Annotated in this window: 7 protein-coding genes; all 7 read left to right on the plus strand. The window is 37.4% G+C overall.

The genetic code is table 11. The annotated features are described in order from the left end of the window. The first annotated feature begins 155 nt into the window (after positions 1-155). Complete coding sequence (locus ACT29I_RS03945; protein WP_430931483.1) at positions 156-2,807, plus strand: glycoside hydrolase family 3 C-terminal domain-containing protein; 2,652 nt, start codon at positions 156-158, stop codon at positions 2,805-2,807. 187 nt (positions 2,808-2,994) lie between these two features. Continuing rightward, positions 2,995-6,114, plus strand: coding sequence for a SusC/RagA family TonB-linked outer membrane protein (locus tag ACT29I_RS03950; protein ID WP_444792726.1), 3,120 nt, complete (start codon positions 2,995-2,997; stop codon positions 6,112-6,114). Between the two features lie 26 nt (positions 6,115-6,140). After that, positions 6,141-7,700: a RagB/SusD family nutrient uptake outer membrane protein gene (locus tag ACT29I_RS03955; protein ID WP_430931485.1), complete on the plus strand. Its 1,560-nt coding sequence runs from the start codon at positions 6,141-6,143 to the stop codon at positions 7,698-7,700. A 17-nt stretch (positions 7,701-7,717) separates the two neighbouring features. After that, a complete protein-coding gene (locus ACT29I_RS03960; protein ID WP_430931486.1) occupies positions 7,718-8,872 on the plus strand; it encodes a hypothetical protein in 1,155 nt (384 codons plus the stop codon). A 109-nt stretch (positions 8,873-8,981) separates the two neighbouring features. Next, positions 8,982-10,322: an endo-1,4-beta-xylanase gene (locus ACT29I_RS03965; RefSeq protein WP_430931487.1), complete on the plus strand. Its 1,341-nt coding sequence runs from the start codon at positions 8,982-8,984 to the stop codon at positions 10,320-10,322. Positions 10,323-10,412: 90 nt separating this feature from the next. Beyond that, positions 10,413-12,596, plus strand: coding sequence for a glycoside hydrolase family 3 C-terminal domain-containing protein (locus ACT29I_RS03970; protein WP_430931488.1), 2,184 nt, complete (start codon positions 10,413-10,415; stop codon positions 12,594-12,596). Between the two features lie 255 nt (positions 12,597-12,851). Next, positions 12,852-14,303, plus strand: coding sequence for an MFS transporter (locus ACT29I_RS03975; protein ID WP_430931489.1), 1,452 nt, complete (start codon positions 12,852-12,854; stop codon positions 14,301-14,303). The last annotated feature ends 13 nt before the right edge of the window (positions 14,304-14,316 follow it).

The raw sequence follows: 14,316 nt of genomic DNA on the forward strand, positions 1-14,316 counted from the left end.
ATGTAACCTTTGCGAAAGGATTTGTAACCTATAACAAAGTCATGTAACGAATATACAAGCATGTGTAACGGCTTATAATGCCTAAGTGTAGGGTTGTGGATAGATTTGTATAACAAGTTTTAACACTTGAAAACTCATTTTAAAATACATCCACAATGCCAGTAAATTTTTACATCCGACTATTAATTATAATTACTGTTTTTTCAGTATTGTCATCTTGTGATAATAATAAACAGTATGCGGATACATCATTAAGCTTTAAAGAAAGGGTTGATGATTTAGTATCACAAATGACTTTAGAAGAAAAGGTGTCTCAGTTAGTATATAATGCACCAGCCATTGAAAGATTAAATATTCCTGAATACAATTGGTGGAACGAATGTTTGCATGGAGTAGGCAGAGCTGGTGTTTCAACCGTTTTTCCTCAGGCCATTGGAATGGCAGCAATGTGGGACGATAGTACTATGTTTAGCATTGCCGACGTAGTTTCAGACGAGGCCCGTGCTAAGTATCATGCTTTTACTAAAGATGGAAAAAGAGGTATTTATCAAGGTTTAACCTATTGGACGCCGAATATTAATATTTTCCGCGATCCACGTTGGGGAAGAGGTATGGAAACCTATGGCGAAGATCCATTTCTAACCGGGAAGTTGGGCGTGGCTTATATAAAAGGACTTCAGGGTAATGATCCAAAATATTTTAAATTGATTGCAACCGCTAAGCATTTTGCAGTGCATAGTGGTCCTGAATCATCCCGCCATAGCTTTAATGCTACACCTAGTCAATATGATTTTCTGGAGACTTATAGTCCGCAGTTTAAAATGGCTATTGACAGTGCGAATGTATATTCTGTGATGTGTGCGTATAATAGTTATAACGGGCAACCATGTTGTGGGAATTCAGCGCTTTCTGGATTGTTACGTAACGACTGGGGATTTGATGGTTATATTGTTTCTGATTGCTGGGCGGTAGTTGATTTTTATGCAAAGGATGCACACGAAATAGTGAATACAAAAGCTGAGGCTGCGGCGATTGCTTTAAGGGCAGGGACTGATTTGAATTGTGGAAATTCATATCCTGCATTAGTAGAGGCTGTTAAACATGGCTTTGTTACAGAAGAAGAAATTGATGTTTCTGTAAAGCGTGTTTTTCTGGCCAGAATGAAGTTAGGAATGTTTGATCATGATCAAGATGTTCCTTATTCAAACATCTCGCACGATGTGATCGATTCAAAGAAGCATCAGGATATGGCATTGGAATCAGCACAAAAGTCGATTGTACTATTGGAGAATAAAAATAATATCCTTCCATTCACTAAGAAAGTTAGTAAGGTAGCAGTTATTGGACCTAATGCTAATAATGTAGATGTTTTGTTAGGTAATTATCATGGATATCCATCTAACCCGGTAACGCCATATTTAGGTATCAAAAATAAACTTCCGCAAGCGGATGTAAATTACGCTGTAGGTTGTCATTTAGCAGATAGTCTTCCTTTATTTGATGTGATTCCATCTCGTGTTTTATTTGTTGATAAAACCATGAGGACCAAAGGTCTGAAGGGTGAATATTATGACAATAAGAATTTTCGGGGTAAAGCTCAAGTGTATCGTGTAGATGAGCAGATTGATTTTACATGGTGGAATTTAGCGCCAGACAAATCTTTAAACACGGATACTTTTAGTGTGCGATGGACAGGTGTTGTTGTTCCTGAAGTTTCAGGAAAATACGCCATTGGTGTAGAGGCCTTTCCTCAAATGAAATTATGGATAGATAGTGTACAAATTGCTAGTTATGAGAGTGAGCATCATCCATTAAAAGAATACGATTTTATCACATTAGAAGCAGGTAAGTCATATGCTATTAAAGTGGAGTATGTTCAAAATAAAACGGAATATGCTACTGTAAAACTACTTTGGGAAGAGCCAAATAATAACTTAAAACAAGAAGCCATTGATCTTGCTGAAAAGGCTGATTTAGTGGTGATGTGTATGGGTTTAAGCCCAATGTTGGAAGGCGAAGAGATGAAGGTGAAAGTGGAAGGTTTTACACAAGGTGATAGAGAAGATATTAAATTACCTACTGTTCAAACAGATTTAATCAAAGCCATTCATAAAATAGGTAAACCAACGATTTTGGTGCTGTTAAATGGTAGTGCCATTGCTTTTAACTGGGAAGCCAAAAATATCCCAGCTATTCTTGAAGCTTGGTATCCTGGTCAGGCTGGGGGTACGGCTATCGCTGATATTATTTTTGGCGATTGTAATCCTTCAGGTCGTTTACCTTTAACATTTTACAAATCGGTTGATCAACTTCCTTCATTTGATGATTACAGCATGGAAGGTAAGACCTATAGGTACTTTACGGGTAAACCGTTATACGAGTTTGGTTATGGATTAAGTTATACAAATTTTGAATACAGTAAGCTTGATATGCCGAACAAAATCTGTGCTGGCGAAACGTTAAGTGTTTCTGTTGAAGTAAAGAATACAGGAAAAATTTCAGGAGAGGAGGTTGTTCAGTTGTATGTTGCTCATCCTGAAACTCAATTGAAGAAAGCGATACGAAGCTTAAAAGGTTTTAAAAGAATCTCACTACAGCCTAATGAAAGTAAGAAGGTCAAATTTGTGCTAACACCTCAGGATATTGCACTGCTGAATCAGGAGAATCAATATATCCTGGAAAATGGACTAGTAAACATTACTGTTGGGGGACAACAGCCAAATAAGGTTGCTCAGCAAAACAAAAGAGTGATTACAGAAAGTATCAGTGTCGAAGTGTCAGAAGGTGAAGTCTTTCACCTGAATTAATATGGGGGATTTAAAAACACGATAAGTTATAATTATTTAAATCTAATAAATGATGAAAGAAAAAGGAAAAACATAGAGAAACAAGAGAATTAAGTATTGTTAATTAACCCAATTGGCGATAGATCGTTTTCATATAAAGACCAATTAAATCTGTAAACGAGCTATTGATTTTTTAAATCTATATTTTATGAAATTTAAAGAAATGTTGAAGAAAGGATGTCTGATCCTCTTTTTCGTTTGCATGCAGTTAAGTCTGTTTGCGCAAGATATACAAGTAACTGGTGAGGTGCTTGACTCTAGCGGGGAACCTATTCCGGGTGTTAATGTATCCATTCAGGGTACTACAACAGGAACCATAACCACCTTTGATGGAGTATACACGATTGAAGCTCCGGCTAATGGAAAATTACAGTTTAGTTTTATTGGCTTTCAACAACAAATGGTGGAAATCAATGGGCGTAAAACCATCGATATTTCCCTTGCAGAAGATCTTCAGGATCTGGAAGAAGTTGTTGTTGTTGGTTATGGTACTACCAAGGCTCGCGACTTAACAGGAGCAGTCAGCTCCATTAAAGCGGATGAGTTGGAAGACCAGCCATTTGTAGCCATCGATCAGGCACTTCAAGGAAAAGTCTCAGGTGTAACTATCTCTCAAAACTCAGGTGCGCCAGGTGGTGGTATTTCTGTACGTGTTCGTGGTGTAACATCGCTTACAGGTAGTAATGAGCCGCTTTACGTTGTGGATGGTGTACCGATTGATGGTAACTCAAACAACGATAGTTTTAGTTTTGCTACTATGGGGGGAGAAAGTGGACAAACCAAAGTAAGTGCCCTTTCAACAATTAACCCGAATGATATTACTTCCATCGAAGTACTCAAAGATGCGTCTGCAACAGCTATTTATGGATCCAGAGCTTCTAATGGTGTAATATTAATTACTACAAAAAGTGGAGAAAAAGGAAAGTCAAAAATTTCTTACGATGGGTATTATGGTGTTCAGCAAATTACAAAGTATCTGGATGTAATGGATTTACCTCAATATGCTGAGTATTTAAATGAAGTAAGAGTTCAGGATGGACAAGACCCGAAAGATTCATTCCTCGATCCTAGTTTATTAGGAAAAGGTACAGATTGGCAAGAGGAAGTATTTAGAATTGCACCGATTACCAATCATCAGCTATCTGTTTCAGGAGGCTCGGAGAAGACTAAAGTTTATTCTTCGTTCAACTATTACCAACAGGATGGTATCTTGATTAATACAGATTATGAGCGCTTTGCTTTACGATTAAATATGGACCATCAGGTTAATGATTGGCTGAAAATAGGTAACACAATTACAGCCAGTAATGGTAAAGAGAATATTGCTTATAACGATTCTGAGGATGGGGTTATTATGGGTGCTTTAAGACAATCACCAGAGGTTCCGGTTTATAACTCGGATGGTAGCTGGGGTGGACCAATTGGAGCCGATGGAGTTGGTTCTGGCGGCGGTGGAAACCCGGTAGCATGGTCTAGTATTCGCTCGTCATATCTTGAAAGAAACAAAGTGTTAGGTACCATTTATTCTGAAATAAGTTTCTTAAAAGATTTCAAATTAAGGAGTGAGTTAGGTTATGACTTTAACTTCAACCAAATGTCATCGTTTAATCCATCATACGAGATTGGTGATTTAGTGAACGAAACAGGTACTTCTTTTAAGTATAATACCAACAGTTTTTATTGGATTATGAAAAATTTCCTGACTTACTCAAAAAAGTTTGGCGTTCATAATGTAACAGTAATGGCAGGTCATGAGGGGCAACACTCTGATTGGGAACAAATTCAAGCCAGTCGAGGTGGATTTTTAACCAACGATTTAACAGCTTTATCTATTGGAGATTCAGAAACAGCAGGCGCAACCAGTATGCAGAACCAATGGGCAATGCAATCGGCTTTCGCCAGAGCTAATTATAGTTTTAACAATAAGTATTTATTAACGGGTACTATTAGAGCGGATGCTTCCTCTAACTTTGGCCCAAACAATAAATGGGGTTATTTTCCATCATTCTCAGCTGGTTGGGTAGTGAGTGAAGAGCCGTTTATGGAATCGCTAAAAGGAACATTGGATTGGGTTAAGATTCGTGCAGGATACGGAGAGGTAGGTAACCAAAATATTGGAGCTTATGCTTACGGTCAGTCTCTGGCAACCATTAACTCAGCATATGGTTCTGCTTTTATACCTGGTAATATTGCTAATCCGGATGTTAAGTGGGAAACAACTACTTCTACCAACTTAGGATTGGAATTAGGTTTCTTTAATAACCGTATTAATATGGACGCTGATTTTTACATTAAAAAATCAAAAGACTTCTTATATCAGTTGCCAATGGCTTACTATTATGGACGTGAAGCATTTTCAGCTCCATATGTAAACCTGGGTGAGATGAGCAACAAAGGTTTTGACTTGTCTATCAATACGGTGAATACAAATTCTAGCAGTCCAGTTAAGTGGAACTCAAGTATTGTTTTTTCTATGTACAGGAATGAGTTAATAAAATTGGCTGATGAAAATTCGACGATTACACAGGTTATTCAATTTAACCAAACAGTTACGCAAACTTCTGTAGGCAATCCAATTGGTCAGTTTTATGGTTACGTAACCAATGGTTTATTTACCAGTATGGATGAATTAAATAATGCGCCATCTCAGGGAACTATTGATGAAAACAATGGTGTATGGTTAGGTGATTATAAATTCAAAGACGTAAATGATGATGGCGTGATAGATGATAACGACAGAACGATTATCGGTAGCCCTCACCCTGATTTTACTTTTAGTCTTTCAAACAATTTATCATATAAAAATCTGGATTTAGCCTTTTCATTATATGGTTCTTATGGAAACGATATAATTAACTGGACACGTAAGGTAACAGAAGGAATGACTGAGCCATATGGTAACCAATCTGTAAAAGTGGCCAACAGGTATACCTCAAGCAATACAGATACAGATATGCCACGTTACGTTTCGGGTGATCCTAATTCAAATGCAAGGGTATCTGATCGCTATGTTGAGGATGGATCATTTTTACGTATTCAAAATATTACTTTAGGTTATACACTTCCTGAAAAGTGGATTAAGAAGACCGGAATCATATCGAACTTAAGAGCTTACGCAACGATCCAAAACTTACATACTTTTACTAATTATAGTGGATACGACCCGGATATTGGTGGGCATAGTAACAATGCATTGTTAGCAGGTATCGATAATGGAAGATACCCTGTGCCACGCACTTATTTATTTGGTTTAAAACTTGATTTTTAATCGTTGAATTCTAAAAGAAAAGAGATATGTACAAATATAAGATATTAGGAATATTAATGTTATTGGTCTTTATGACAGCATGTTCAGAAGATTTTCTGGACATAGCCCCTGAGGATAAAATAACAATTGATAATTATTACAATAACGACGATCAGTTATTGACTGGTGGTGCGGCACTTTATAATCGACCTTGGTTTTATTTCAACGAGAAATTTATTTTATGCTTAGATGTATATGCTGGTAATGCTTCTGGCGATTATGTAGATATTGCTCAGTTTAACAAGTTTGCAGTTTTTGCAGCAAATCAGTTTTCAACAGAGGGCTACCAATCATTATTTTCAGTTGTGGCCTATGCTAACAGTTTATTAGATATCGTAGAAAACAAAACAGGCCCTGCAGTAACTGATGAGGCGAAAGAATGGTCGCGAGGAGAAGGTTTATTTATGCGTTCCGTAGCCTACTATTTTTTGGTACGCACCTTTGGTCCTGTCCCTATTTTAGAAGATATTAACCAATATGGAACCGATGCCGTAGTTTATAAGAACAGGGTAGAGGATATTTACACTTTAATAGAGCGTGATTTAAAAGAAGCAGCTGAGTTATTACCTTTAGCCTGGTCGGAGACAAATGCTGGTAGAGCGACCTCCGGAGCAGCAAACGGCATGTTAGCCGAAGTGTATTTAACATTGGAAGATTATGCCAATGCTAAAGTTTACGCTGATAAAGTAATTGAAAGTGGAAAATATTCCTTGATGCCTGACTATTCAGATAATTTCCAGCATCAAGATGGTGTAAGCAGTGATAACAATAACGAATCAATTTTTGAGTTGCAATGGGTTTCTCCACCGCAAGGAGAACATTGGTATTATACCAATACACACCAGGCTTATTTGGCAGCTGCTGGAAAATTAACAGGAACGGGTGATGGCTGGTCAACTTTTATTCCGAGTAACGATTTTATTGCTGCCTATGAAGAGGGTGATTTAAGAAGACATCCGAGTATTATGGAAGAAGGCAACTTTTATCCTGAGTTAGTAACCAAAGAAGGTGGTTATTTAGTGGAGAATTCATTGTCCAATAACTATGCAGGTTTCAGAAAATATATTGTAGGTTCAGCCGAGGAGTGGCCTTCAGTAAACTTTATGAATACAGATATCAATACCCATATATTAAGGTATGCTGAGGTATTGCTAATTCGTGCGGAAGCTATTTTAGGAACAGCCTCTTCTACAACAGATGCTACTGCGCTGGCAGATATTAATGCTGTGCGTGAGCGTGCTGGTTTGGATGCTTTAACTGAAGTAACTTTAGATGATATCCTTCAGGAAAGAAGAATAGAGCTTGTGATTGAAAGTGGCGACAGATGGTTCGATTTAGCTCGTATCAACCGGACAAAAGCAATCGATATTTTATCGAATACGGATAGAGCATTTTTGGCTGACCGTGATGATCCATCGCAAGGAACAGAAGGTGGTGGTAGATTTGTGGTTCCGCAAGAAAGCGATTTCTTATTGCCGCTTCCTCAGGTAGAAACAGATATCAATCCACTTCTGAAAGAAGACCCTGTTGCTTACGATTTTAACTAACATTTAAAGCTTTTGAAATGAAGAAATTATTAAAATATAGCATATTGGCAGCTTTATTTGTAGGAATAATGTCTGTTAGTACCTCTTGCGAGGATGAAGAAACGTACAATCCTGAATTTTCATTATTAAGATCTACCAATGATGAAATTTCAACTTACGCCCAAGGTTTCCCTGGCGATTTAATTATTGCAGAAGGAGTTGAGCTAGATAAAATGAAATCGATAGGTTTTGTTACTACAGTAGATACTGTGAATGTAGTATTTAACCCAGTTTTAAACTCTGCTGTAGCAATAATGTTTAATGTTCCGTTTGATGAGGATTTAGGAAGTGAAATAGGATTGCAACAAATCTTATTCATCAATAAAAACGATACTGAAGTATTGCAACCTTTCGAGATTCTTCAGCCAGAACCTGAGATTACCTCTTTTACTCCGGCACGTCCAAAAGCAGGCGAATCTACAATTATTCAGGGAGAATGGTTTCAGAACCTTGAGAGTGTAACTTTTGCCGGACAACCTGCGGACTACAGCCAGATGTCATCAACAGAGATTGCCATTAATATTCCTGAAGGTTCTGTTCCTGCTGATGTGGTGGTAACGACTTCTGTTGGTAGTGTAACAGAATATTTAGATGTAGATATAGGTTACAACGTGTACTTATACAACGATTTAGATGGAGGTGGTCTATTCGCTATTAACGAGTGGTGGAGTAATGGAGATTTATCTGACACCCCTATTAAGTTTAGTGATACAGATGGTTTTAAAGGTAACTATGCAGAAATTACCTGGACTGGCTCGACAACAAACGGTTGGGGTAATGCAGAAACATCATCAGGTGCGAATCCTGGAATCCAGGAGACTAGCCAAGCAGATGTTTACTTTGTTTTTGAGGTTTATTGTGTAAGTGCAGCAGGTTCATCTATGCAAATTCAAATAGACGATGGAGGAACAACTTGGGCACATGATTATACTTTCTCAGCAGATGAAGTAGGTAAGTGGATCACTGTTGAAATGAGTACTTATGACTTTGGTAGAGGGTACGACCCAGGTAATCAAACTCACGATATGGACTTGCAGAGTATCAGCAAAGTAAAAGTAGCTATCAACAGCTGGAGTGGTGTTGCGCCAACTACGGTTAGGATAGATAACTTAAGATTCCACGGATATTATTAATGAATATTAGGTTGCTTGCCAAACGTGGCAAGTTAACCTCTAAGATCCTTGAAAATTAAGAGAAGTGTTTCGAAAATATCGAAGCACTTCTCAACATTAAACAAATATTATGCATCAATTAAAAATTTTAATACTTATTGTAGGAACATTTTTAATGTCATCATGTGGTAGTGATGAAGGAGACGAAAACCCTAGCCTTTCATCACCTCTAGCCTTAAATGCCGATGATATTACAGAAACAGGTTTCACAGCTAAGTGGGTAGGAGTAAACAACGCAGAGGGTTATATATTAGACATTTCAACAAATACCGATTTCTCAGATTTTGTACAGGGGTATCAAGCAAAAAAAATTAGTGGTATTGAAGAGACGGTTACAGATTTAACTGGGGCAACAGAGTATCATTACCGGGTGAGAGCATATAACGGCAGTGTTGAATCAGACAACTCAAATGTAATTAAAACAACCACGGAAGTTCCAACCAATGTTACTTTAAAAGAAGCTACTTCAGGTTTTTTTATTGGAACAGTAGTACAAGCCAATAGGCTTACGGGCGATCATGATGTGGTGCTGAAAAGAGAGTTCAGTAGCATAACAGCAGAGTATCAAATGAAAATGAACATCATGTATCCTAATGAAGGGGCTTACGACTGGACAGAATCTGATGCTATTGTTGATTATGCTTTTAACAATAGTTTTAATTTGCATGGCCACGCTTTAATCTGGCACAATGCTACACCAGACTGGGTTGTGAACTACAGTGGAACAGATGCTGAGTTTGAAACGATAGTGGAGGATTATATCAAAACCGTTGTTACTCGTTATAAAGGAAAAGTTACATCGTGGGATGTGGTGAATGAGGCTTTTGAAGATGGTTCAGGTTCGTACCGAAATTCTGTTTTTTACCAGCGAATGGGTGGAGATGATTACTTGAAGAAATGTTTTCAATGGGCTCGTGAAGCTGACCCTGATGTACTATTATTCTATAATGATTATAGCATGTGTAGCGACCAAACCAAACAAGATGCTACATTTAATATGGTAGATGATTTTATAGCGAATAATGTACCTATTGATGGGGTTGGTTTCCAAATGCACATCTCATATGACTGGCCGCAGAAAGATGACATCGAAAGCGCTACAAATCGTATTGTTGAACGTGGATTAAAAGTTCACTATTCAGAATTAGATATTCGAGCGAACCCGAATAATGACTTAACAAGCCTAACAAGTTCTCGTGCTTTAGAACTTAAGGAAAAGTACAAAGAGGTGGCAGCCCTATATAACAATATACCTACTGCAAACCAATATGCTTTAACTATTTGGGGCATGAAGGATAATGAAACTTGGTTAATAAATCATTATGGGCATATGGACTGGCCATTACTTTTTGATGCAAACTTTGATAAGAAAGAAGCATACTATGGATTTCTTGAAGGACTATTATATTAAATTTGAGTTTCAGGAATTCAGGTTTGGGCGAAGTGCCAAATTTGCTTAGGGCATAATTGATGGAGAATCATTATTTAATAACGTTGGTGAATGAAAAACTTTATAATATACATACTGATTCTATCAGCAGGTTTGATAGATATAAATGGACAAAAAGTAGAAATGCTAGATTCAAAGATTGATGAAATAATGGAGGAGATGACTTTGGAGGAGAAAGTTGCCATGTGTCATGCTCAATCTAAGTTTAGTACTCCAGGAGTACCACGATTAGGTATACCTGAATTATGGATGTCTGATGGTCCACATGGCGTTAGAGGGGAGATTAATTGGGATGATTGGGGTTATGCCGGTTGGACCAATGATTCGATAACTGCTTTCCCGGCGTTGACTTGTCTGGCCGCTTCCTTTAATCAGGAACTATCCCATGCGTATGGAATAGCTATTGGAGAAGAAGCCAGATATCGTAAAAAAGATGTTTTACTGGGGCCAGGTGTTAACATTTATCGTACTCCTCTAAACGGAAGAAATTTTGAATATATGGGCGAGGATCCCTATCTGGCTTCCCAATTGGTGGTTCCTTATATAAAAGGAGTGCAGAAAAATGGAGTAGCGGCTTGCGTTAAACATTATGCACTAAATAATCAGGAGATGTGGAGAAACCACATTAGTGTAAACGTAAGTGATAGAGCGTTACATGAGATTTACTTACCTGCATTTAAAGCTGCCGTTTTAGAAGGTGAAACATGGTCAATTATGGGTGCATATAACCAATTCAGAGGGCAGCATACCAGTCACCATCAACTTTTAATGAATGAAATTTTAAAAGGAGATTGGGGATTTGAAGGAGTTGTCATTTCTGATTGGGGAAGTGTTCATAATACCGATGAAGCCGCTATGAATGGTATGGATATAGAAATGGGCACATGGACCAATGGATTGACGGCTTCGGAGAAATTTGCTTACGACGATTACTTTCTGGCTAAACCTTTTCTGGAGAAATTAAAAAGTGGAGAGATTGAAGAATCAGTTATAGATGATAAGGTCCGTCGTATTTTACGACTGATGCTACGTACCAGCATGAACCCTAACCGTAACTATGGGCGAATGAACAATGTTGAGCATTCTCAAATAGCCAGGAAAGTAGCTGCCGATGGTATTGTATTATTGAAGAATGAGGATGACTTTTTTCCTCTAGACAAGAATGCCAAATTAACCATTGCAGTTATCGGAGAGAATGCTACACGTTCTATGACTATTGGTGGAGGTTCATCGGAGCTTAAAGCTAAATATGAAATATCGCCATTGGAAGGAATAGAACAATGTTTTACAAATGCCAAGGTGCTACATGCCATGGGGTATGCTTCAGGACCTTCTGTTTATGAAAAAGTAATTCCTTCGGAACTTGATGCCGATGCATTGGTAAAAGAAGCAATTGAAGTAGCTTCTAAAGCTGATGTTGTTTTGTATGTAGGCGGTTTAAATAAAAGTCACCATCAGGACTGTGAGGGAGGAGACAGAAAACATTACAAATTACCTTTTGGTCAAGATGAGCTCATTGACAAATTATTAGCTGTTAATCCTAACCTGGGAGTTGTTTTGGTCAGTGGAAATGCTGTTGAAATGCCATGGCTTGGCAAAACAAAGGGATTAATTCAATCGTGGTATAATGGTAGCGAAGCAGGAAATGCGTTGGCGGATATTGTAAGTGGAGTTATAAATCCATCAGGAAAGTTACCGTTTTCATACCCGGTTAAACTCGAAGATAATGCAGCGCATCATTTTGGAGAAATATCCTACCCGGGAGATAGCATAAAACAAAACTACCTGGAGGATATTTTGGTTGGTTACCGCTGGCATGATACAAAAAAGATTAAACCGCAATTTCCTTTCGGATATGGATTGTCATACACAAATTTCCAAATGGAAGATGTAACGGTCGACAAAAAAGTTTATATAAAAGATGAATCCATTAAGATCAACCTTAACGTTAAAAACTCGGGTGATATTTATGGGGCAGAAGTTGTACAGATTTATGTGGGTAAAACGAAATCGAAAGTTGATAGGGCTGTAAAAGAATTAAAAGGCTTTAAAAAGCTTTATCTAAAAGCCAGTGAAAGTCAAAATGTAACGATCGAAATACCTGTAAGTGATTTGGCTTTTTATGATGAAACTATTTCCGACTGGAATATTGAAAATGGAAACTACACGGTATATATTGGTAATTCATCAGATAACATCATAGCAAAACAAAAAATAACTGTCAATTCTAAGTAGAGTCTGTCCATAAGTCTTCATATTTTAAGAGTCTGAGATTTTATGTTCGAGAACAAGGCTTGTGAAGTTTTGAAAATAAGGAGTTTACTTTTGTAAATGACTGTTTTCAAAATAAGCATAACGCAGTTATCGGACTTAAAAGACAGACTCTAAGTAGACTTAAGTAAGATATTGTTGATAAGGCATTAACCTTTTGTATTGATTTCACTTAAGGTCAGAAATTCACATCTTATTTTCTAAGAAATTATTCAAAATATGAGCGATAAACCATCACAAAAAATATCAGTAATCGAAAAAATAGGATACAGCCTCGGCGACTTGGCTGCCAACCTAATTTTTCAGACATTGATGACCTTTCTGGCATTCTTTTACACCGATGTGTATAAGATTCCTCCAGCAAGTGCCTCTGCCATCATATTTGTTGGAGGTATGATAGGTGCATTCTTCAATCCTATAATGGGAGCCATTGCTGATAGAACCAATACACGTTGGGGTAAATTTCGACCATGGATCTTATGGACAGCCATACCCTTTGGTGCAATGGCTATATTAGCTTTTAGTACACCTAATTTCGGACCTCAGGGCAAAATCATATATGCCATGTCTACTTACGTGCTATTAGTGATGATTTATTCGGCAAGTAACCTACCCTATTCCGCGTTAAGTGGTGTTATCACAGGCGATATGGCAGAACGTAATAGCATTTCTTCGTATCGTTTTGTGGCTGTGATGGTTGCTCAGTTTACGATACAGGGCTTATTATTACCCTTAGTTTTAATATTTGGAGATGGTGATAAAGCTGTTGGTTTCGAAAAGGTAATGACTGTATTTGCCATCGTGGGAGTCATCTTTTTAATCATCACTTTTTTAACGACTAAAGAAAGAATTGTTCCTACCAAAGATCAGAAGTCATCTTTAAAAGAAGACCTAGGAGATCTCTTTAAGAATAAACCTTGGATTGCCATGTTAGTGCTTACTATTCTTATTTTTATTACGCTAGCACTGAAGGGAGGAATGTATATTTATTACTTCGACAATTTTTTAAATAAAGAAGCACTTGCAGCATTTTTAAATAACATTGGTTTTGTTGATTTAATAGCATCGTTAAAATATACATTTTCGGGTTTTGATTGGCCCGATGATCCGGTAACATCTGCTTTTAGTTTATTCAACGCAGGAGGAATTATCTTTATGATTGTAGGAATTGGTTTCTCAAAACCATTGGCCGATAAATATGGAAAACGAGATGTGTTTATTGTAGCCTTAATTATATCTACGCTTTGTGTTTTGGCATTTTTATTTTTCCCAGCTAATAAAATTACCATTGTTTTTATAACGCAAATACTTCATGGATTTTTCTACGGTATTACGATTCCTTTGCTTTGGGCTATGATTGCCGATGTAGCGGACTATTCGGAATGGAAAAACAATAGAAGGGCTACAGCTATAATCTTTTCAGCTATGATATTCGGTTTAAAAGCAGGATTGAGTATTGGAGGTGCATTAGTAGCCGGTATTCTTGCGGCCTATGGATATAACGAGCAATTGACTATTCAAGCTCCTGAAACTATAAAAGGCATTCTGCTTTCGGTTAGTGTATTTCCAACAATCACTTTTTTGCTGGGAGGTGGCTGTCTCTTCTTTTATGAGATCAATAAAAAGATGGAAGTAAAAATTGAAGAAGATTTAAGATCTCGCAGAAATTAATTTTACCAATAAA

Origin of the sequence: Saccharicrinis sp. GN24d3 (assembly GCF_052400645.1) — a bacterium.
Lineage (GTDB): Bacteria > Bacteroidota > Bacteroidia > Bacteroidales > Marinilabiliaceae > Saccharicrinis.